A 21,557-nucleotide genomic window follows, 5' to 3' on the forward strand; every position below is an offset into this window, starting at 1 on the left:
CCAGTACCGGCGTTCCCGGAAAGTGGTGTGAGATGTCCGTTGTCAAGCAGGAAGCCGAGCGTCCGGCGCGCGAAACCCCCGGCGACAAGCCGGTGCAAACCCGTGCGCTGATCATCGGAACCGGATTCTCCGGACTCGGCATGGGCATCGAGCTGCAACGCCGCGGCGTCGACTTCCTGATCCTGGAGAAGGCCGACGACATCGGCGGAACCTGGCGTGACAACACCTACCCCGGCTGCGCCTGCGACGTCCCGTCGCACCTGTACTCCTTCTCCTTCGAGCCGAAGGCGACCTGGAGCAAACTGTTCTCGCCGCAGCCGGAGATCCTGGATTACCTGCGGGGCGTCGCCGACAAGCACGGATTGCTCCGCCACATCCGGTTCGGGTCGCAGGTCGAGCGGGCGCACTGGGACGACGACGAATTCCGCTGGCACGTGTTCACCACCACCGGCCAGGAGTTCTGCGCCCAGTTCCTGATCTCCGGTGCCGGCGCACTGCATATCCCGCGGTTGCCCGACATCGACGGCAGGGACGACTTCGCCGGGGCGGCTTTCCATTCCGCGCAGTGGGATCACAGCATCGACCTGACCGGCAAGCGAGTCGCGGTGATCGGCACCGGTGCCAGCGCCATCCAGATCGTGCCCGAGCTGGTTCGCGACGATGCGAAGGTGGCCCAGGTGCAGCTGTACCAGCGCACCCCGCCGTGGGTGGTGCCGCGGCCCAACAGCCCGTTTCCCCGGGCGCTGCTGACGGCGTTCTCGACCATCCCGGGCCTGCGCCGTGCGGTGCGCGCCGGGATCTACTGCGGGCTGGAGGGACTGGGCTATGCCATGACCCGGCGTCCGGGCCTGTTGCGGGCGGTCGAGCTGGTCGGCCGCTGGAACATCCGCCGCAACGTCGGCGACAAGGAACTGCGCCGCAAACTCACCCCGAGCTATCGGGCAGGCTGCAAACGAATCCTTTACGCGCCCAACTATTACCAGGCGGTCGCCAACCCGAAGGCGCAGCTGATCACCGAGCGCATCGAGAAGATCACCGCCGGGGGCATCGTCACCGCCGACGGTGTGGCGCACCCGTGCGACGTCATCATCTACGCCACCGGCTTCCACGTCACCGACTCCTACACCTACGTCGACATCAAGGGGCCGGGCGGCGAGGACCTGGTGGACCGGTGGAACACCGAAGGGGTGGTGGCGCACCGGGGCGTCGCGGTCGCCGACATGCCCAACCTGTTCTTCCTGCTGGGTCCCAACACCGGCCTGGGGCACACCTCGGTGGTGATCATGATCGAGTCGCAGATCCACTACGTCGCCGAAGCGATCGCCGCGGTCGACGCCGTCGGGGCGCAGGCGCTGGCGCCGACCCGTGCCGCCCAGGACCGTTTCAACGACGAACTGCAGCAGCAGTTGGGCGGGTCGGTGTGGAACACCGGCGGCTGCCGCAGCTGGTACCTCGACGAGCACGGCGTCAACCGGACGCTGTGGAGCGGCATGACATGGCAGTATCGCCGCGTCACCCGCAAGCTGCGCCCGGACGAGTACCGCTTCTCCGGAGCCGGCTGACGCGACACGCAGACACAACTTCTTGTGTTGCCACGGGTTGTCGGCCCCCAGGGGTAGTGTCGGAGGCCTAGCTTTCCGCGGGTGAAATGGGGTTCTGGTGAGCGAAAAACTGAAGCTGATCGACCGGGTGTCAGCGATCAACTGGAACCGGGTGCAAGACGACAAGGACCTCGAGGTCTGGGATCGCTTGACCGGAAACTTCTGGCTTCCCGAGAAGGTGCCGGTCTCCAACGACCTGCCCTCCTGGGGGACGCTCACCGACGAGGAGAAGCAGCTCACCATGCGGGTCTTCACCGGCCTGACGCTGCTGGACACCATCCAGGGCACCGTCGGCGCCGTCAGCCTGATCCCCGACGCCATCACCCCGCACGAGGAAGCGGTCTACACCAACATCGCGTTCATGGAGTCGGTGCACGCCAAGAGCTACAGCCAGATCTTCTCCACGCTGTGCTCGACCAATGAGATCGACGAGGCGTTCCGGTGGTCGGAGGAGAACACCAACCTGCAGCGCAAGGCCGCCATCGTCATGCAGTACTACCGCGGGGATGAGCCGCTGAAGCGCAAGGTGGCCTCCACCTTGCTGGAGAGCTTCCTGTTCTACTCCGGGTTTTACCTGCCGATGTACTGGTCGAGCCGGGGCAAGCTGACCAACACCGCCGACGTGATCCGGTTGATCATCCGCGACGAGGCGGTGCACGGCTACTACATCGGCTACAAGTTCCAGCGCGGGCTGGCCACCCTGGACGAGGCCAAGCGCGCCGAGCTCAAGGACTACACCTACGAGCTGCTCTTCGAGCTCTACGACAACGAGGTCGAATACACCCAGGATCTCTACGACGGGGTGGGACTCACCGAGGACGTCAAGAAGTTCTTGCGCTACAACGCCAACAAGGCGCTGATGAACCTCGGCTATGAGGCGCTGTTCCCGCGGGATGAGACCGACGTCAATCCGGCGATCCTGTCGGCGCTGAGCCCCAACGGCGACGAGAACCACGACTTCTTCTCCGGGTCGGGCTCGTCGTACGTGATCGGCAAGGCCGTCATCACTGAAGACGAGGACTGGGAGTTCTGAGCCGCTGATACCCCGGCGCCGATGCTGAAAGTCCGCAACGTGACGGGCTGAATCTGCCTGACCCGGCCCCGGGCCGTGTTTTCATGACCGCATGACGGTCGCTGGCACCCCGGAATCCAGGAGATCGCAGCTCGTCAACCTGCTCCTGGGCACCTGGGTCTCGGTGATCTGCTTCTGGGCGTGGAACCTGGTCGGACCGCTCTCGACGCAGTACGCCACCCGGATGTCGTTGAGCTCCAACCAGCAGGCGCTGCTGGTGGCGACGCCGATCCTGATCGGCGCGCTGGGCCGGACCGTCACCGGGCCGATGACCGACCGGTTCGGGGGCCGCGCCATGTTCATCGGGGTGTCGCTGGCCTCGATCGTGCCGGTGCTCGTGGTCGGCTATGCGGCGCAGATCGGCTCCTATCCGCTGATACTTGTGGCCGCGTTCTTCCTCGGCGTGGCCGGAACCGTGTTCGCCATCGGAATTCCGTTCGCCAACAACTGGTTTGCCCCGCAACGCCGCGGTTTCGCCACCGGAGTGTTCGGTATGGGGATGGTCGGAACCGCGGTATCGGCGTTCGTCACCCCGCGGTTGGTGACATCGGTCGGCCTGTTCGCCACCCACCTGGTCGTCGCTGCGGCCCTGGCGATTTCGGTACTGCTGTGCGTGGTGCTGATGCGCAACGGCCCGCGTTTCGTGCCCAACACCGCGCCGGTGCTGCCGAAGCTGAAGGCGGCGGCCCGGCTGCGGGTGACCTGGGAGATGTCGCTGCTCTACGGCCTGGTGTTCGGCGGGTTCGTGGCGTTCTCCAGCTACCTGCCGATCTACATCAAGGCGGTCTACCAGTTCTCGCAGGTCGGCGCGGGGGAGCGCACCGCGGCGTTCGCGCTGGCCGCCGTGCTGGCCCGGCTGGTCGGCGGGACCCTGGCCGACCACATCGCGCCCAAGTATGTGGTGCTGGCCTCGCTGGCCGGGATCGCGGTGCAGACCCTGATCTCGGTGTTCAAGCCGCCGGCCGACATCTGGTCGGGCCTGACGTTCCTGCCGCTGGCGGTGGCGCTGGGCATCGGTACCGGCGGGGTGTTCGCCTGGGTTTCCCACCGGGCCCCGGCCGGCTCGGTCGGCTCGGTGACCGGGATCGTCGCGGCCTTCGGCGGACTGGGCGGCTACTTCCCGCCGCTGGTGATGGGCGCGACCTACGACGCGGCCCGGAACAGTTACGCGGTGGGGTTGATGATGCTGGTCGCCACCGCGGTGCTGCTGTTCGTCTACACCGCGGTGTTCCTGCGCGCCCGCGAGCCGGACACCCCGGTCCGCGCCTAGTGTTGCGGTCAGGCGATCGAAGTCAGGAGACCACGATGACCACGGAGACCGACCGCACGCCACGTTCCCGGGCATGGATCACCGGAGCGGTGATCACCGCGGTGCTCGGGTTGTTCTTCGCGATCGACGCCATCCCGAAGATCGTGGGAATGTCGTTCGCCCGCGAAGGTACCGAAGCACTGGGCTTCTCCCCGGACAAGACCGCTGTCATCGGCTGGGTTCTGCTGGCCTGCCTGATCGCCTTCTTGATCCCGCGAACCGCGGTGCTGGGCGCCGTGGGCCTGACCGCCTACCTGGGCGGAGCGGTGACGATCAACCTGCACGGCGACAAACCGCTGGCCGGCTTCGTGCTGTCCGGGGTCTACGTCGGTGTGCTGGTGTGGATCGCGCTCGTGCTGCGCCGGCCCGAACTGCTACGGGTGCTGGGGATTCGCCGCAGCTGAGCGGCCCCGCCGACCGTCCGCGGCCGGGCTAGGCGCCGCGCAGCGACGCGGTATCGATGACGAAGCGGTAGCGCACGTCGGAGGCCAGCACCCGCTCGTAGGCGGTGTTGACGTAATCGGGTTCGATCACTTCGATCTCGGGGCGCACGCCGTGCTCGGCGCAGAAGTTCAGCATCTCCTGGGTCTCGGCGATCCCGCCGATCAAGGACCCCGACACGCTGCGGCGCATCCGGACCAGCGGGCCCGGCGGCACCGCCAGCGAACCCTCGGGCATGCCCAGCTCGACCAGCGTGCCGTCCAGGGTGAGCAGGTTCAGGTACGCGCCCAGGTCCAGGCTCGCCGAGACGGTGTTGAGGATGACGTCGAAGTTGCCGCGCAGCTTCTTGAACGTTTCGGGTTCGCTGGTGGCGTAGTAGTGCTCGGCGCCCAACCGCAGCCCGTCCTCCATCTTCTTCAGGGATTGGGACAACACGGTCACCTCGGCGCCCATCGCCGTGCCGAGCTTGACGGCCAGGTGACCCAGTCCGCCGAGGCCGACGACCGCAATTCGCTTGCCTTTACCGACATTCCAGTGGCGCAGCGGCGAGTAGGTGGTGACCCCGGCGCACAGCAGCGGCGCGGCGGCATCCAGCGGAATCTCGTCCGGGATGCTCAGCACGTAGTTCTCGTCGACGATGATCGCGCCGCTGTAGCCGCCCTGGGTGGGCTGCCCGTCGCGGTCGACGCCGGCGTAGGTGCCGACCATGCCGCCGCCGGTGCAGTACTGCTCGTGGCCGGCCAGGCAGCTGGGGCACTCGCGGCACGAGTCGACGAAGCAACCCACACCGACGCGGTCACCGACCTTGAACTTGGTGACCTGCGCGCCGACTGCGGTCACCACACCGGCGATCTCGTGGCCGGGGACCAGGGGATACTGCGGGCGGCCCCACTCGGCCTTGACGGTGTGGATGTCGGAGTGGCAGATGCCGGCGAAGGCGATGTCGAAGGCGACGTCGTGCGGGCCGGGGTCGCGGCGGGTGATGGTGGTCTTGGTCAGTGGCGCCTCCGGCGAGGTGGCGGCGTAAGCGGAAACGGTGCTCATCAGTGGAAATCCCTCTTCAGATCTGCATCAAGCATAAAAACATAGCTTAGCAAAGTTTATTGGTGGAGCGGTTGTCCGGCCGCGGTGAATTCGGTCACCGCTCACCCCGGCGCCCGGTACCCGCACGGTGTCGGCGCCCGAGATTAGGGTCCGGGTATGAACAGACGTCCCAAGGTTGACCGACTGGTTCTCTATAAGCATGGCGTGGCTTTCGTGGGCCGCAGCGGCCCGGTCGACGGCGACTTCGAACTGACATTCCGTCGCGACGACATGAAAGACGTGCTGAAGTCGCTGACCGTGCACGCCGTCGCCGGCGGTGCATCGGTAGGGGCGGTGTCCTTCGACACCCCCACCGATCCACGTACCGAGTTGGCCGACCGCAACCTGCTCCTGGACTCCGGGGAGGCGCTGGTCGATCTGCTCGACGCGCTGCGCGGCCGGGCCGTCGAGGTCTACGCCGGCGAGCAGGCGCACCGCGGTGAGGTGATCGGCGTGGACGACCTCGCCGGTGAGCCGGCCCGGCGACTGCTGGTGCTTCGGGCCGATTCCGGCGTGATCAGCCTGGTCGACCTGACCGACGCCCGTCGCATCGAACTGCTCGAGGCACCGTCCAGAGACGACCTGGAATTCCTGATCGACCGGTCCCGCACCGCCACGGCCGGCCGCAACTGCGACGTCACGGTGCAGATCCGTGGCGCCGCCGACGACGTGCGGGTGTCCTACATCGTCGCCGCGCCGATGTGGCGGGTCTCCTATCGGGCGATCCGCGACGGCGACACCGTGACGCTGATCGCGACCGGCATCATCCACAATCCGATCGATGAGGATCTGACCGACGTCGCGGTGACTTTGACCACCGGCCAACCGATCTCGTTCGACATCGATCTCTACCACGGCCGGCGGGTGCAGCGGGTGGTGGTGGCCGAAAGTGAGCGCGCCGCGGCGCCGCGGCGGGGGCGCGAAGGCATGCCGCTCGCGTCGGCGGTTCCGGACGGCTTGCCCTCGTCGGCAGGCGCCTACGACGAGTCCGTGGCGGAGGTCGAAACCGCGGACCGCGGTGAGTATTTCGAATACCGGCTGGCCACCCCGCTGTCGCTGAAGCGGGGCGGGGCGGCGATGGTGCCGTTGGCGGCGGCGCCCGTCGATGCAGGGCGCCGAGAGGTGGTCTGGCGGGAAGACCGCGGGGCCGCCCCCGACATCGTGCTGGCGTTCACCAACACCACCGGCCTGGTGCTCGAGGAGGGCCCCGCCGTGGTTTACGAGCAGGACGGCTATGCCGGAGAAGCCATGCTGGACTTCACCGCCCGCGGCGCCGACGTGCGGCTGGCCTTCGCCAAGGATCTCGCGGTGCGCTGCCGCCGCGAAGCGACGCTGCGGACGGTCACCACCCGGATTCGGCTGACGGACCACGCGGTCGTCGAGGAGCAGCGTCGCGAGCGGTGGCACACCTTGACCGCCGAGAACGACCACGACGACCCGGTCGACGTCATCTTCGAGTTGGCGGTGTCCCCGGGCCATTCGGTGACCGCGCAGGATGGTGCCGCCGAGGCCGGCCAGGACGGGCGGTGGCGCCGCTTCAGCGTCACGGTTCCCGGGCACCAGACCGCCGAGGCGACGGTGCTGGAGAGCTGGCCGATCTCCTCGGAGATCGACTACGAGGACCTGGAGCCGGGCCGACTGGAGGACTGGCTGGCGGGCCGCTCGCTGGGCCGGAAGACGGTCAACGCGCTCCGGCAGGTACTGGAGCACCAGAACACGGCTCGCCGGCTCGACGAGCAATGCGACGAGGCCGAAGAGCAGCGCGACGCGCTCTACACCGCGCAGAGCCGCATCGCCGAGCAACTGCAGGTGCTCGGAACCGACGGCGCCGAAGGGGACCTGCGGGCCAGGCAGGTGCGCGAACTGAACGACCTGCAGCACCGGGTCAGCGGTCTGGACTCCGAGATGCGCCGGCTACGCGAGGACGCAGCCGCGGCCAGGGAGCAGGCGTCGGCCGAACTGCGGCGGGTGATCGGGCAGGGGCCGCCTAATTGATGGGTGCGTTCAGCCAGTGCAGGTCGTCGACCACTCCGAGGGCGGCGATCGGTCCCCGCCCGGTCTGCCACACCTCGTTGTTGACCACGAACACCCGGCTGTCACGGTTGGCCGCCAGCCGGCGCCAGGACACGCTGTCGAACACGGCGGCCGCCCGTGCTTTGGCCGCCGGCGAGGCGAACGAGACGTAGACGATGTCACCGTCGGCCGCCGACAAGTCCGCCCGGCCGGCCAGGTCGGCATCGCTGGCCGCGATCTCGATGTAGGGCTGGTCGGTGAACCGCTGTGCCGGCGGCCGGTCCACACCGACGGCCTTGAGCACACTGGCAGCGAAGTTGGCCGCCCCGTACACCCGCACACCGGCGTCGGTGAGCACCACGACCGACGCCTGGAAGTGGGTGGCATCGCCGGCTTGGCCGGTTTCAGCGGCGGTCTGGCCGAACCTGTCGAGCACCGCATCGGTCGCGCCGCTGCGCGCGGTGGCAGCGCCGACACCGCGCAGGTTGTCCTCCCACGCCGCGCCCGGCGCCCCGGTGAACACAGTCGGGGCGATCGACGCCAGCTCCGAATAGCCGGGCGTCAGGCCTTGGGCGCCCAAGATCAGATCCGGACGCAGCGCGGCGATCGCGTCGATGTCGGGCTGGCTGCGGCTGCCCACCGCCGGCAGGTCGTGCACCACGGCGCCCAGGTATGACGGCTGGTGCTCCGAGTCGTCCGGCAGCGCGGCGCCGACGATGCGGGACTGCAGTCCCAGGGCGCACAGCGCATCGAGCTGGTCACCGGAGAGCACCACGATGCGCTCCGGCTCCTCGGGGACCTCGACACCGGGTGGTTCCACCCCGGCCGCATTGTGAACCGTGCGCATCGCTGGACCCGGGTCCGCGCGGGCCGGCTCCGCCGCGCAGGACTCGTCGGGCCGGCGGTCATTGCCGAGCACCCCGGCCCCGGCGACCATGGTCGTGGTGGTGGCGGTCGGGGCCGTCTCGGCGCTCTTGCCCCCGCATCCCGAGGCCGCGACCACCAGTACGGCCAGTGCCGCCGCCGACACCGCCCGCCGGTCCGCCCTCATCACGCGGTGACGGTAACACCGACCGGCGCCGCGCCCACCGGTGAGACGAATACGACGTTTTGTAGGAGGCCTATACCGGCGGGGCGTTGCTCGGGGTTAGGATTCGACCCAAGACCACGGGATGCCCATGTTTGGAGGAATCTTGACCGCCGAAGCACCCCCGCGCGCAGAACTCGAGCCCAGTCGGCCGTTCCCGCCGCGGCTGGGCCCCAAGGGCAGCCTGCTGTACAAGATGGTCACGACCACCGACCACAAGCTGATCGGCATCATGTACTGCGTCGCCTGCATGGTTTTCTTCTTCATCGGCGGCCTGCTGGCGCTGCTGATGCGCACCGAGCTGGTCGCACCCGGACTGCAGTTCCTGTCCAACGAGCAGTTCAACCAGCTGTTCACCATGCACGGCACGATCATGCTGCTGTTCTATGCCACCCCGATCGTGTTCGGCTTCGCCAACCTGGTGCTGCCGCTGCAGATCGGGGCGCCGGACGTGGCCTTCCCGCGCCTCAACGCGTTCTCGTTCTGGCTGTTCGTGTTCGGCGCGACGATCGCACTGGCCGGTTTCATCACCCCGGGCGGTGCGGCCGACTTCGGCTGGACCGGCTACACCCCGCTGAGCAACGCGGTGCACTCACCGGGCGCCGGCGCTGACCTGTGGATCATGGGCCTGGCCGTCGCCGGCCTGGGCACCATCCTGGGCGGGGTCAACATGATCACCACCGTGGCCTGCATGCGGGCCCCCGGGATGACGATGTTCCGGATGCCGATCTTCACCTGGAACATCCTGGTCACCTCGATCATGGTGCTGATCGTCTTCCCGCTGCTGACCGCGGCGCTGCTGGGCCTGGCCGTCGACCGGCACCTGGGCGGGCATATCTATGACTCCGCCAACGGTGGCGAGTTGCTATGGCAACACCTGTTCTGGTTCTTCGGCCATCCCGAGGTCTATATCATCGCGCTGCCGTTCTTCGGCATCGTCAGCGAAGTGATCCCGGTGTTCGCCCGCAAGCCGATCTTCGGCTACGTCACCCTGGTGTACGCGACGATGAGCATCGCCGGCCTGTCGACGGCGGTGTGGGCGCACCACATGTACGCCACCGGCGCCGTGCTGCTGCCGTTCTTCGCGCTGCTGACCCTGATGATCGCCATCCCGACCGGACTGAAGTTCTTCAACTGGATCGGCACCATGTGGCGGGGTCAGATGACGTTCGAGACGCCGATGCTGTTCTCACTCGGCTTCATCGTCACCTTCTTGGCCGGTGGCCTGACCGGGGTGATGCTGGCCAGCCCGCCGATCGACTTCCACGTCAGTGACAGCTACTTCTTGATCGCGCACTTCCACTACGTGCTGTTCGGCACCATCGTGTTCGCCACGTTCGCCGGGATCTACTTCTGGTTCCCGAAGATGACCGGCCGGCTGCTCGACGAGCGGCTGGGCAGGCTGCACTTCTGGCTGACGTTCATCGGCTTCCACACCACGTTCTTGATCCAGCACTGGCTGGGCAACATGGGGATGCCGCGCCGCTACGCCGACTACCTGCCCACCGACGGGTTCCAGCCGTTCAACATCGTCTCCACCGTCGGGGCGTTCATCCTGGGTGCCTCGATGCTCGCCTTCACCTGGAACGTGTTCAAGAGCTGGCGCTACGGCGAGGTGGTGACCGTCGATGACCCGTGGGGCTACGGCAACTCGCTGGAATGGGCGACCAGTTGCCCGCCGCCGCGGCACAACTTCACCGAACTGCCCCGGATCCGTTCGGAGCGGCCGGCATTCGAACTGCACTACCCGCACATGATCGATCGGCTCCGTGCCGAGGCACACGTCGGCCGTCACCCCGGCGACGAGGTGTACGAGCCCACCCCGGTCTGATGAATCCGTCGGGGGTGAGGCGGCGCCGGGTCCGGTCGGCCAGCCGCCGCGGGTGAGCGTGCCCAAGCTGCCGGTGTTGATCACCGTCACCGGCGTGGATCAGCCGGGCGTGACGTCAGCGCTCTTCGAGGTGCTGTCGCAGTACCCGGTCGAGCTGCTCAACGTTGAACAGGTCGTGGTCCGCGGCCGGCTGACGCTGGGCGTGCTGGTGTCGGCGCCACCGGAGGTGGCCGACGGAACGACGTTGGCGGCCGAGGTCACCGCGGCCATCCACGGCGTCGGCCTGGATGTCACGATCCAACGCGGCGACGACGCCCCGATCATCGCGGTGCCGTCCACGCACCGGATCGTGGTGCTGGGACGGCCGGTGGCTCCGGCTGCGCTGGGAGCACTGGCCCGCGAGATCGCCGAGATCGATGCCAATATCGACATGATCCGGGGCGTCTCGGACTACCCGGTGACCGGTCTGGAACTGCGGGTATCGGTGCCGGGCGGCGCATCGGGCCGGTTGCAGTCGGCGCTGAGCCAGGTCGCCGCGCAGCAGCGCGTCGACGTGGCATTCCAAGATGCCAGCCTGTCGCGGCGGACCAAGCGGCTGATCGTCTTCGACGTCGACTCCACCCTGATCCAGGGCGAGGTCATCGAGATGCTGGCCGCCCGAGCCGGCGCCGGCGACGCGGTCGCGGCGATCACCGAGGCAGCGATGCGCGGCGAACTCGACTTCGCCGAGTCGCTGCACCACCGGGTGGCGACCCTGGCGGGCCTGCCCGCCGATGTCATCGACGAAGTGGGCGAGCAGATCGAGCTCACCCCGGGTGCCCGCACCACGTTGCGCACGCTGCGCCGGCTCGGCTTCAAGTGCGGGGTGGTCTCCGGGGGCTTCCGGCAGGTGATCGCACCGCTGGCCGACGAACTGCAGCTGGACTTCGTGGCCGCCAACGAGTTGGAGATCGTCGACGGCAGACTCACCGGCCGGGTGATCGGGCCGGTGGTGGATCGGCCCGGAAAGGCCGATGCGCTGCGGGAGTTCGCCGAGAAGGCCGGCGTGCCCCTGGAGCAGACCGTCGCCGTCGGTGACGGCGCCAACGACATCGACATGCTGACCACCGCCGGGTTGGGTGTGGCGTTCAATGCCAAACCGGCGTTGCGCGAGGTCGCTGATGCCTCGTTGAGCTACCCGTATCTGGACACGGTGCTGTTCCTGTTGGGTGTCACCCGCGCCGAGATCGAGGCCGCCGACGCCCACGACGGAGTGCTGCGCCGCGTCGAGATCCCGCCGGCATGACCCGGGGCCGGATCAGAACAGCGCACCGACGATGATCAGCGGCAGCAGCCCCAGGTCGGCGGCCAGCGGAATGCCGATCGCGTCGAGCAGGTTGCCGTCGGCGAGTTCGGAGGCGAAGATCTCGTAGTTGTACTCGGGCAGGGTGAACAACACTGCGCTGAGCATGTCCAGCGGCGGAATGCCGGTGTGCGGAGGGAAGGTCTCGAAGAGATCCTGCCAGGTGGTGGGCACCATGGACAGTACTGAGAATTCGCTGCCCGCAAGGAACTGCGCCTCGTTGAGCAGTTGCTGGGCCCAGGCCGGCAGCGAGTAGACGTAGTTGTCCGGATCGGCCAACCGGGCGAAGAAGTCGGTGATGCCCTGTTGGACACCGTTGGCAAACGCTTGTGGAACCTGTTGCAGCACACTGGCATCCGGCAGGAAGCCCAGCCCGGTGGGGACGTCGGCGAAGCCGGGGCTCCAGCCGTTCTCGATGTTGCCGTAGCCCAGGTTCACCAGCACCCGCAGGGCCGGCTGCAGCAGGTCGACCAGCGGGTTGCCGATGAACGGCAGCAGCTGCAGGGGCGCCAGCAGGGGAAGGGTCTCTGTCGGGATCATGTAGTAGTCGGTCAGCACGTCGGGCCCCGAGGTCGGCAGCAGCACGGCGTCGGCGATCTGCTCGGGGGTCAGCCCCAGATAGGTGCTGTGCTGGAAGAGGATGCCCATCACGGCGTTGAGCACCGACAGGAAGTTGATCGGGTACTGCGGGAAGGACGCGAACCCGTCGTACTCATGGGTGTAGACGACGGCCGGGAACAGCGTCGTCGGCTGCGCGCCGCTGAATGTCAGGCCCAGACTGGGGATGGTCGGGTTCGTCCCGAGCGGCAGATCGAAGCGGGCCAGCATGCCGCCGTTGGGCACGGTCTCATCACCGAGCAGGACGAAGTGGACGTAGTCGCTCGGTACGCCCTGGTCGGCGAGTTGCTGCATCAGCTGTGCGGACATCACCGCGCTTTGCGACCACCCGAACACCACCACCGGGTTGTCGGCGTCGACGTGGCCGCCGGCGATCTGTTCGAGGATCGCCGCCTCGAGGACCTCATTGCCCTGTACCAGTGATCTGTCCAGGGTCTCGCCGAACGGGCCCAGGAACGGGTACAGCCCCTGGGGGGTGGTCAGGATCTCGGTGGTGCCGGTGAAGCCGTGCGGTGCCAGGTACAACTCGTTGACGAGATCGGCGTAGCCCTGACTGGGGGTCGAGATGCCGCTGGGGCCCAGAATCAGCGCGGTACCGCCGCCCATGGACGAGGCGAGCCGCAGCGACTGCACCTCGGCGGCCCTCGCCGGCGGGGCGGGGGAGTTGAACAGGCAGGCGCCGGTGAGGATGACGGCGATTGCGCCGGAACCACGAACCATGGGAGCCCCCTGAACGGTAACCGAGGCACAGGTGTGCGCTAACTGTGATTCAAGTTACAACATCGGCCCGCCGGTTCCTGCCGGGCAGCTTTTTTCGGCGCACCCGGGGCCACCGGCACCCCCGTCGGTCGCCGAGGGGGCCGGGTACGGCACCATAGGGCCGTGCCCGACACCGGACGCCCCGGCCACCCCGCAGCGGCCGATCCAGACCTGTTGATCCACTTCGAGGGGATTTCGCTGCGCCGTGACGGCCGAACCATGGTGGGTCCACTGGACTGGTCGGTCGAACTCGACGAACGCTGGGTGATCATCGGGCCGAACGGGGCCGGCAAGACGTCGCTGCTGCGGATCGCCGCTGCCACCGAGCATCCGTCCTCCGGCGTCGCCTTCGTGCTCGGTGAACAGCTCGGGCGGGTCGACACCACCGAGCTGCGCGCCCGGGTGGGCCTGAGCTCCGCGGCGCTGGCACAGCGGATACCGGACAACGAAACGGTCAGCGATCTGGTCATCTCGGCGGGCTATGCGGTGCTGGGGCGGTGGCGGGAACGCTACGACGCCGTCGACCACGAGCGCGCGATCGACCTGCTGGAAAGTCTCGGCGCCGAGCACCTGGCCGACCGCACCTACGGCACGCTGTCCGAGGGCGAGCGCAAGCGGGTGCTGATCGCCCGCGCGCTGATGACCGATCCGGAACTGCTGCTGCTCGACGAGCCGGCGGCCGGGCTCGACCTGGGCGGGCGCGAGGAACTGGTGGCCCGGCTGGCCGATCTGGCCGCCGACCCCGACGCCCCGGCGCTGGTGCTGGTCACCCATCACGTCGAGGAGATCCCGATCGGATTCAGTCACTGCCTGCTGCTGGCGGAGGGCCGCACCGTGGCCGCCGGCCTGCTCAGCGATGTGCTGACCGCCGAGAATCTGTCGGCCGCGTTCGGCCAGTCGATCTCCCTGGACGTCATCGACGGGCGGTATTTCGCCCGCCGAACCCGCAGCCGGGCAGCGCACCGGAGGCGCGCATGAGCGCTCCGCAGCCACCACCGCTGCCGACGCGACCAGCGGCCACGGTGATGCTGGTGCGCAACGGGGACAGCGGGCGCGGGCCCCTGGACGTGTTTTTGATGCGCCGTCACGCCGCCATGGAGTTCGCCGCGGGCGTGATGGTGTTTCCCGGCGGCGGTGTCGACGACCGGGATCGCAGTGCCGAGGTCGCCTGGTTCGGTCCGGAGCCGGCCTGGTGGGCACAGCGTTTCGGCGTTGACGTGGACCTGGCCGCGGCGCTGGTGTGCGCGGCGGTGCGGGAGACCTTCGAGGAAGCCGGTGTGCTGTTCGCCGGGCCGGCCGACGACTCGCGGCGCGTGGTCGGCGATGCCTCGGTGTACTCCGACGCCCGCCGCGCACTGGCCGTCGGCGAGTTGTCGTTCGCCGACTTCCTGCGCACCGAGAACCTGGTGCTGCACGCCGAGTTGCTGCGGCCGTGGGCGAACTGGGTGACGCCGGAAGCCGAGCGCACCCGCCGCTATGACACCTACTTCTTCGTGGCCGGACTGCCGGTCGGGCAGCGGGCCGACGGTGAGAACACCGAATCCGACCGGGCCGGCTGGCTCACCCCCGACGCCGCGATCGAGGATTTCGCGGCCGGACGCAGCTTCCTGCTGCCGCCGACCTGGACCCAACTGGATTCGCTGGCCGGTCGCAGCGTCGAGGACGTGCTGGCGCTGGAACGCGAGATCGTGGTGACGCAGCCGGGGCTGACTCGTCACGGCGACAACTGGGAGATCGAATTCTTCAACTCGGAGCGCTACAACGCGGCGCGCGGTAAACGGTGGCCCGGATGAGCGAATTCGTTTCCGTCCACACCTCATCGGATGCCCCCGGGGTTGCCACCCTGGTGCTGTCGCGTCCGCCGACCAACGCCTTGACCCGGCAGGTCTACCGGGAGATCACCGAGGCCACGGTGGAGGTGTCGACCCGTGACGACGTCGCTGCAGTGGTGTTGTTCGGCGGGCACGAGATCTTCTGTGCCGGCGACGACGTGCCCGAACTGCGCACCCTGATCGCCGCCGAGGCCGAGCAGTTCGCCCGCGTCCGCCACGATGCCGTGCAGGCCGTGGCGGCCATCGGCAAGCCGACGGTCGCGGCGGTCACCGGCTACGCGCTGGGCAGCGGCCTGGCGCTGGCGCTGGCCGCGGACTGGCGGATCAGCGGCGACAACGTCAAGTTCGGCGCCACCGAGATTCTGGCCGGCCTGGTTCCCGAGGTGGCCGGGCTGGCCCGGTTGGCGCACACCATCGGCGCGAGCCGCGCCAAGGAACTGGCGTACAGCGGGCGGTTCTTCGACGCCGAAGAGGCGCTGGCGCTGGGAGTGGTCGACGACATGGTGGCCCCTGACGGCGTCTATGACGCGGCGGTCAAGTGGGCCGGGCGCTTCGTCGACACCCCGCTGCAGGCCTTGGCCGCGATCAAATCCGCGATCGACGGATCCGTCGACCAGCCCTAGCTCGCGACTGTGAACTGAATCACAGCACGGCGTGCGGTTGGGCGGTTGCCCGACGCGAATCCCGGACCGCTTCGCCGTCCTTCTCGCGCTTCGGCGTGCGTCGTTCGCCTTCACGGAAAATGGTCCGTTTTCATGTTACTATCAGCCAACATTTAAGTTGGCGCGGAGAAGTCCGCGGGGTCGCCGATAGGAACACGTCAATGCAGCAAGGTGTCACCCGCCCCTGGATCGCCGGCGCCGTTGCGCTCGTCAGCGCGAGCGCCGTCGCGGCAGGGCCGGTGGTCAATCCGGTCGCGGCGCCGTGGTCCCTCCCGGCCGCGGCCGAGATCCTGCTCGCCGCCCAGGACATCACGCTCGACCTGGTGCGACACGGTGAGTCGGTGGACAACGCCGAGGACGTCCTGGGCACCATCCCGCCCGGCGCGGCGCTGACGGCGCTGGGGCAGCAGGAGGCGGCCGACGTCGCACCCGAGATCCGGGAGGCGTTCCCGGACGGGATCGACGGCATCTACGCCTCGGAGTTTCTGCGGGCCCAGGACACCGCACAGCCGCTGGCCGACCTGCTGAACATGGACATCACCACGTTGGCCGGGCTCAACGAACTCCACGGGGGCTTTCTGGAAGGTCAGTCGCTCGACACCCTCGCCCAGATCGGCTACATCTTCGCGCCGGCCATGTGGATCATGGGTCAGTACTGGATGCCGCAACTGGGATCGACGATCGATGTCAACGGCGTGGTGTTCAACGACCGCGTCACCGAGGCGATCGAGGCCATCTACAGCAACACCATCTCCGACCCGGACAGCCCGACGACGAGCGTGGCGTTCGCGCACGCCGGGACCATTGCGATCTGGACACTGATGAACGTCAAGAACCCCGACCTCTGGCTGGTCATCAGCGAAGGGATCAAGACGCTCAGTCCGTTGGCCAACGCCGCTCAGGTGGTCATCGAGGGCAACCCGACCGACGGCTGGACGCTGGTCAGCTGGGACGGTCACGAGGTGTCGGCCACCCCGGACCTGTTCACCGGCTTGTTCGTCGACTGGCGGGATCTGACCACGGCCCCGCAGATCGCCACGTGGCACATCCTGGAGGCGATCGAGGGCGGCGACCAAGCCGAGATCGCCGCCGCGCTGGAAGCCGGGTTCGATCAGGTCGTCGCTGCCATCAGCGCGTTCCCGCAGGCAGTGATCGACACCTTCACCGACGCGTTCAGCGCCTAGGCTTCCGCGGGATTTCGGCCCGCTTAAGCATTGACATAGGTAAATTGACGGGTTAACTTCAGAAACAGCATTGCGCTACGCATCGGATCGTAACGGAAGTGATGCTATTCGCTGAAGGAGAAAGTCATGCGCCAAACCCGCCCGTGGATCACCACCGGAGTCGCGCTCGTTGGCGCCGGCATGGTGGCCGCCGCTCCGGTCATCCCGATCTCAGGCCCGTTGCCGGGCATCGCCATGCCCGCCATCGAGCTGACCGCCGTCGACATGGTGCTCGACCTGGTGCGGCACGGCCAGTCCGAGGACAATGTGGCAGGCATCATCGGGACGCTGCCCCCGGGCGCGCCGATCACCGAGGAAGGCGCCGAGCAGGCCGCCTACCTCGCCGATCCCACCAATCCGCAGCACCTCGCCGACCCGGACTTCTACAACGGCATCTACGCGTCGGGGTTCCTCCGACCCCAGGAGACCGCCACCGAGTGGCTGGCGGCAGCCGGCGCCCCGGACCACCCGGTGTCGATTCTGTCGGGGCTCAACGAGCTCAACGCCGGCTTTCTCGAGGGCACCTCGCAGGACAACCAGCTGATGGCGTTGCTGTACCTGGTCGGCCCGCTGTCGTGGATGTTCGGCCAGTACTGGGTGCCGCAGTTGGGTTCGACGATCGACCCGAACGGCATGGCGTTCCAGGACCGGTTCGCTGACGCCGTCGAACAGATCTACAGCAACGGCGCCGCCGACGCCGACGGAGACTTCACCAGCGTCGCGTTCTCGCACGCCGCGTCGATCTCCACCTGGGTGATGATGAACGTCAAGAACCCGGACTTCGAGCTCTACTTCACTTCGCTGCTGCAAGGCATTCTGCCCAACACCGGTCAGGTCGTGATCGAGGGCAACCCGACCGACGGCTGGACGCTGGTCAGCTGGAACGGAACCGAGGTGGCGGAGAATCCGGGCCTGCTCACCGGGCTGTTCGTGGACTTCCGCGACCTGATGGTCGCGCCACAGATGGCCGGCTGGCATATCTGGGAGGCCATCCAGGGCGGCGACCCCGCCGACATCACCGCCGCACTGCAGACCGGCTTCAACGACGTGTTCGCGGCGATCACGGCGTTCCCGCAGGCGGTGATCGACACCATCACCGGATCGTTGGGCGACACCGTCGGCAGCAGCGCGGCCGACGCACTGGGCGACGCACTGGAGGCCCTGGCGAGCTAGGTCGTAACAACAGCGGAGCCGGGCGCAGCGGAAACCCGCTGCGCCCGGCTTCGTGTCAGCACGGGCTGAACCGGAGATGTCGAATTCACCGAGAAAGGGCATTGCTCAGCTGATCGAAACGTGAGTAACGTGAGAGCAGTCGCAGCGTTAACTTCGGGGGAGGCTTAACATGTTGCCACTAATCAGCTATCGGTGGGCCAGTGCGGGCATCGCGGTAGCCGGTGCCGGGATCGTCGTCGCAATACCGGTGGCGTCGCCGCCCCCGTCCGCACATGCCTTCGACATCGCGCTGACCGCCGAGGACATCACGCTGGATCTGGTGCGGCACGGCCAGTCGACTGACGATCTCAACAACATTCTCGGCACCTTGCCCCCCGGTGCTCATCTGACCGATCTGGGTGAGCAGCAGGCGCACGACGTCGCCGCCGCCATCCAGCAGGAGTACCCCGACGGTATCGCCGGGATCTACGCCTCAGAACTGGTCCGGACCCAGGAGTCCGCGGCCGCACTGGCCCTGCTGCCCGGGATGCCGGACGTACAGGTGCTGTCGGACCTCAACGAGATCCCCGCCGGCCTGTTCGAGGAACAGCCCCGCAACCTGCTCACCGAAGCCTCGTTCTTCTTGCCGATGGCGTCGTGGATTCTGGGCAACCTCTTTGTCTCGGAGCCCGGGACCGCCTACAACGGGGTGGTGTTCGACGATCAGATCGACAGCGCCGTCCAGACGATGTACGACAACACCCTCGCCGGCGACGGTCCGATGACCGACGTGGCGTATTCCAGTGGCGGCGTCATCGCCATCTGGATTCTGATGAACGTCAAGAACCCGGATGTCTGGCCGATCATCCAGACCGTGCTCGAAAACGGCGGTCCGCCCCCCAACGGAGGCCAGGCCGTTCTCGAGGGCAACCCGACCGACGGCTGGACACTGGTCAGCTGGGACGGCATACCCGTCTCGCCGACCCCGGACCTGTTCACCGGGTTGTTCGTCGACTTCCGTGATCTGATCACCGCGCCGCAGATCGCGCTGTGGCACCTGTGGGAGGCCATCCAGGGCGGCGACTCGGCCGACATCACCGCCGCGCTGCAGACCGGCTTCAACGACGTGGTCGCGGCGTTCACCGGGTTCCCGCAGGCCGTGATGGACACCCTCACCGGAGCCATGGGCGACGCCGCCGGCGGCAGCGCCGCGGACACCGGTGACGTGATCGGCGACGCGCTGGCGACCCTGGCGGGCTGAACCGCTGGCGGCAGGCCCCGGCACGGCGATATCGTCGCTGCGCCCGGCTTCGCCACCCCGGCAACCAGGCTTTAGGCTGACCGATCATGAGTACGGAACCGACGCCGAACCCGCACGCCACCGCCGAACAGGTGGAGGCCGCCCGGCACGACAGCAAGCTCGCCCAGGTGCTCTACCACGATTGGGAAGCCGAGCAGTACGACGACAAGTGGTCGATCTCCTACGACGAGCGTTGTATCGACTACGCGCGCGGCCGCTTCGACGTGATCGTGCCCCCGTCAGAAAGGTCCGGGCCGGCGCCGCTTTACGACCGGGCCCTGGAATTGGGCTGCGGCACCGGGTTCTTCCTGCTCAACCTGATGCAGTCCGGCGTGGCCCGGCGCGGATCGGTGACCGACCTGTCGCCGGGCATGGTCAAGGTCGCCACCCGCAACGGCAAGAACCTCGGCCTGGACGTCGACGGCCGGGTCGCCGACGCCGAGGGTATTCCCTACGAGGACAACACCTTCGACCTGGTAGTCGGCCACGCCGTGCTACACCACATTCCCGACGTGGAGCTCTCGCTGCGCGAGGTGGTCCGGGTGCTCAAGCCCGGCGGCCGGTTCGTCTTCGCCGGCGAACCCACCACGGTCGGCAACTTCTACGCGCGCCGGCTGGCCGACCTGACCTGGAAGACCACGGTCGCCGCGATGAAGCTGCCCGGGATGGGCTCCTGGCGCCGGCCGCAGGAAGAGCTTGACGAGAACTCGCGGGCGGCGGCCCTGGAATGGATCGTCGACCTGCACACCTTCGAGCCGCGCGACCTGGAGCAGATGGCGGCCAACGCCGGAGCGGTACAGGTGAGCACCGCCAGCGAAGAGTTCACCGCCGCCATGCTGGGGTGGCCGGTGCGGACCTTCGAGTCGACCGTGCCCCCCGGCAAGCTCGGCTGGGGGTGGGCGAAGTTCGCGTTCCGCAGCTGGACGACGCTGAGCTGGGTCGACGCCAACGTGCTGCGCCGGGTGGTGCCGAAGGGCTGGTTCTACAACGTGATGGTCACCGGAGTCAAACCGTCCTAGATTTTCAGGCCGACGACGTCGGTTACCTGAGCTCGGCGGCCGGCAATGCCGACCTGGCCGAGGTCGCCGGGTTCGCGCTGACCGACGCCACCCGCCTCGCCGACACCGCCGCGCTGCGGAGCCGGTTCGGCGACCGGACACCCGCCCTGGTCGAGACCACCCTGCTGCGCCGGCGGGCGGCGGCCAAGCTGGCCGAGCTGCCGGGGACATCGCAGTGGCTGTTCACCGACGAGGCGCTGCAGCAGGCCAGCGCGGCGCCGGTCGCGCGGCACCGCGCGCACCGGATCAGCACCGCGGCGCCCGATGCCGTGGTGCACGACGTGACCTGCTCGATCGGCACCGAGTTGGCAGCGCTGTCCGAGCGGACCGATCGCTTGCTGGGCAGCGACCTCGACCCGGTGCGGCTGGCGATGGGGCGCCACAACCTGGCCGGGGCCACCCTGGCCGGTCTTGTTCAAGCCGACGCCCTGGCGCCGGTCACCCGCGACGCGGTGGTGCTGGCCGACCCGGGCCGCCGCGGCGGTGGGCGCCGCCGCTTCGACCCCGCCGACTACCAGCCCGCCCTGGATCGGTTGCTGGAGGTCTACACCGGCCGCGACATGGTCGTAAAGACCGCGCCCGGAATCGATTTCGACACGATCACGAGGCTCGGGTTTCAGGGCGAGATCGAGGTCACCTCATGGCGGGCCTCGGTGCGCGAGGCCTGCCTGTGGTCGCCCGGCCTGGCCGCACCCGGTGTTCGTCGCCGCGCCACGATCCTGGACCGCGGCGAGCAGCTCACCGACGCCGACCCGGACGACTGCGACGTACGGGCGGCAGGTCGCTGGATCATCGACCCGGACGGCGCGGTGGTGCGAGCCGGCCTGGTCCGCCAGTACGGGGTTCGGCACGGGCTGTGGCAACTCGATCCCGGCATCGCCTACCTGTCCGGTGACCGGCTGCCGGACGGGGTGCGCGGATTCGAGGTGCTCGAGGCACTGCCCTACAGCGAGAAGCGCCTTCGTCAGGCGCTGGTGGCACACGATTGCGGTGCACTGGAGATCTTGGTCCGCGGCGTGCGGGACGCGCAGGCCGATCCCGACGGACTGCGGCGCCGGTTGCGGCTACGCGGCGGGCTGTCGTTGTCGGTCGTGATCACCCGCATCGGGGCGGGGACTGCGGCCCGGCCGATTGCGTTCGTCTGCCGTCCGTCCCGCTGAGCGGCCCGGTAGGC

General features: G+C 68.2%; 18 protein-coding genes. 15 read left to right on the forward strand and 3 right to left on the reverse strand.

The annotated features are described in order from the left end of the window. Positions 1-32 precede the first annotated feature (32 nt). The 4 genes from AWC24_RS14795 (at position 33) to AWC24_RS14810 (ending at position 4,386) form a co-directional block, all read left to right on the forward strand. Positions 33-1,562: a flavin-containing monooxygenase gene (locus AWC24_RS14795; RefSeq protein ID WP_085086155.1), complete on the forward strand. Its 1,530-nt coding sequence runs from the start codon at positions 33-35 to the stop codon at positions 1,560-1,562. A gap of 97 nt (positions 1,563-1,659) precedes the next feature. Further along, positions 1,660-2,634: a class 1b ribonucleoside-diphosphate reductase subunit beta gene (gene nrdF / locus AWC24_RS14800; protein WP_109560488.1), complete on the forward strand. Its 975-nt coding sequence runs from the start codon at positions 1,660-1,662 to the stop codon at positions 2,632-2,634. A gap of 91 nt (positions 2,635-2,725) precedes the next feature. Continuing rightward, entirely contained in the window at positions 2,726-3,943 is a 1,218-nt protein-coding gene (locus AWC24_RS14805; RefSeq protein ID WP_085086157.1) for an MFS transporter, read from the forward strand. A 35-nt stretch (positions 3,944-3,978) separates the two neighbouring features. After that, positions 3,979-4,386 (forward strand): DoxX family protein, encoded by a 408-nt coding sequence (locus tag AWC24_RS14810; RefSeq protein ID WP_085086160.1) that lies wholly within the window; start codon positions 3,979-3,981, stop codon positions 4,384-4,386. Positions 4,387-4,414: 28 nt separating this feature from the next. Here the strand turns inward: AWC24_RS14810 and AWC24_RS14815 are convergent, their stop codons facing one another. Continuing rightward, a complete protein-coding gene (locus AWC24_RS14815; RefSeq protein WP_085086162.1) occupies positions 4,415-5,467 on the reverse strand; it encodes an NAD(P)-dependent alcohol dehydrogenase in 1,053 nt (350 codons plus the stop codon). 204 nt (positions 5,468-5,671) lie between these two features. Here AWC24_RS14815 and AWC24_RS14820 point away from each other — a divergent pair, with 204 nt between their 5' ends. Continuing rightward, on the forward strand, positions 5,672-7,501 hold the full coding sequence (locus AWC24_RS14820) for a DUF4139 domain-containing protein (protein ID WP_234807385.1): 1,830 nt from the start codon (positions 5,672-5,674) through the stop codon (positions 7,499-7,501). Here AWC24_RS14820 and AWC24_RS14825 read toward each other — a convergent pair. Next, positions 7,494-8,570, reverse strand: coding sequence for an iron-siderophore ABC transporter substrate-binding protein (locus AWC24_RS14825; protein WP_085086166.1), 1,077 nt, complete (start codon positions 8,568-8,570; stop codon positions 7,494-7,496). The genes AWC24_RS14820 and AWC24_RS14825 overlap by 8 nt on opposite strands. Positions 8,571-8,712: 142 nt before the next feature. On the opposite strand from AWC24_RS14825, the gene ctaD reads away from it, so the two are divergent. Beyond that, complete coding sequence (ctaD, locus tag AWC24_RS14830; protein ID WP_085087062.1) at positions 8,713-10,437, forward strand: aa3-type cytochrome oxidase subunit I; 1,725 nt, start codon at positions 8,713-8,715, stop codon at positions 10,435-10,437. A gap of 58 nt (positions 10,438-10,495) precedes the next feature. Next, the gene (serB, locus tag AWC24_RS14835; RefSeq protein WP_085087064.1) at positions 10,496-11,722 is read left to right on the forward strand and encodes a phosphoserine phosphatase SerB; all 1,227 of its coding nucleotides are present in this window, start codon (positions 10,496-10,498) and stop codon (positions 11,720-11,722) included. 12 nt (positions 11,723-11,734) lie between these two features. Here serB and AWC24_RS14840 read toward each other — a convergent pair whose 3' ends face one another. Then, positions 11,735-13,117, reverse strand: a complete 1,383-nt coding sequence (locus AWC24_RS14840; protein WP_085086168.1) for a PE-PPE domain-containing protein — start codon at positions 13,115-13,117, stop codon at positions 11,735-11,737. Positions 13,118-13,279: 162 nt separating this feature from the next. Between AWC24_RS14840 and AWC24_RS14845 the strand changes: the two genes are divergently transcribed. The 8 genes from AWC24_RS14845 to AWC24_RS14880 all read left to right on the forward strand — a co-directional run bounded on the left by AWC24_RS14845 (position 13,280) and on the right by AWC24_RS14880 (position 21,543). Continuing rightward, positions 13,280-14,134, forward strand: a complete 855-nt coding sequence (locus AWC24_RS14845) for an ABC transporter ATP-binding protein (RefSeq protein WP_085086170.1) — start codon at positions 13,280-13,282, stop codon at positions 14,132-14,134. Further along, positions 14,131-14,949: an NUDIX hydrolase gene (locus tag AWC24_RS14850; RefSeq protein ID WP_085086173.1), complete on the forward strand. Its 819-nt coding sequence runs from the start codon at positions 14,131-14,133 to the stop codon at positions 14,947-14,949. Before AWC24_RS14845 ends, AWC24_RS14850 begins: the two co-directional genes overlap by 4 nt. Further along, positions 14,946-15,611 carry an enoyl-CoA hydratase gene (locus AWC24_RS14855; RefSeq protein WP_085087066.1) on the forward strand — a complete coding sequence of 222 codons (666 nt, stop codon included), beginning with the start codon at positions 14,946-14,948 and terminating at the stop codon, positions 15,609-15,611. The genes AWC24_RS14850 and AWC24_RS14855 overlap by 4 nt, the downstream gene beginning before the upstream one ends. Positions 15,612-15,811: 200 nt before the next feature. Then, entirely contained in the window at positions 15,812-16,834 is a 1,023-nt protein-coding gene (locus AWC24_RS14860; protein WP_085086175.1) for a histidine phosphatase family protein, read from the forward strand. 126 nt (positions 16,835-16,960) lie between these two features. Beyond that, complete coding sequence (locus AWC24_RS14865) at positions 16,961-18,046, forward strand: histidine phosphatase family protein (RefSeq protein ID WP_085086177.1); 1,086 nt, start codon at positions 16,961-16,963, stop codon at positions 18,044-18,046. 169 nt (positions 18,047-18,215) lie between these two features. After that, on the forward strand, positions 18,216-19,286 hold the full coding sequence (locus AWC24_RS14870) for a phosphoglycerate mutase family protein (protein ID WP_085086179.1): 1,071 nt from the start codon (positions 18,216-18,218) through the stop codon (positions 19,284-19,286). A gap of 86 nt (positions 19,287-19,372) precedes the next feature. Next, complete coding sequence (locus AWC24_RS14875) at positions 19,373-20,344, forward strand: class I SAM-dependent methyltransferase (RefSeq protein WP_085086181.1); 972 nt, start codon at positions 19,373-19,375, stop codon at positions 20,342-20,344. Beyond that, positions 20,302-21,543 (forward strand): THUMP-like domain-containing protein, encoded by a 1,242-nt coding sequence (locus AWC24_RS14880; RefSeq protein WP_085087068.1) that lies wholly within the window; start codon positions 20,302-20,304, stop codon positions 21,541-21,543. The genes AWC24_RS14875 and AWC24_RS14880 overlap by 43 nt, the downstream gene beginning before the upstream one ends. Positions 21,544-21,557: the final 14 nt, after the last annotated feature.

Source organism: Mycolicibacter senuensis (genome assembly GCF_002101885.1).
GTDB classification, from domain to species: Bacteria; Actinomycetota; Actinomycetes; order Mycobacteriales; family Mycobacteriaceae; genus Mycobacterium; species Mycobacterium senuense.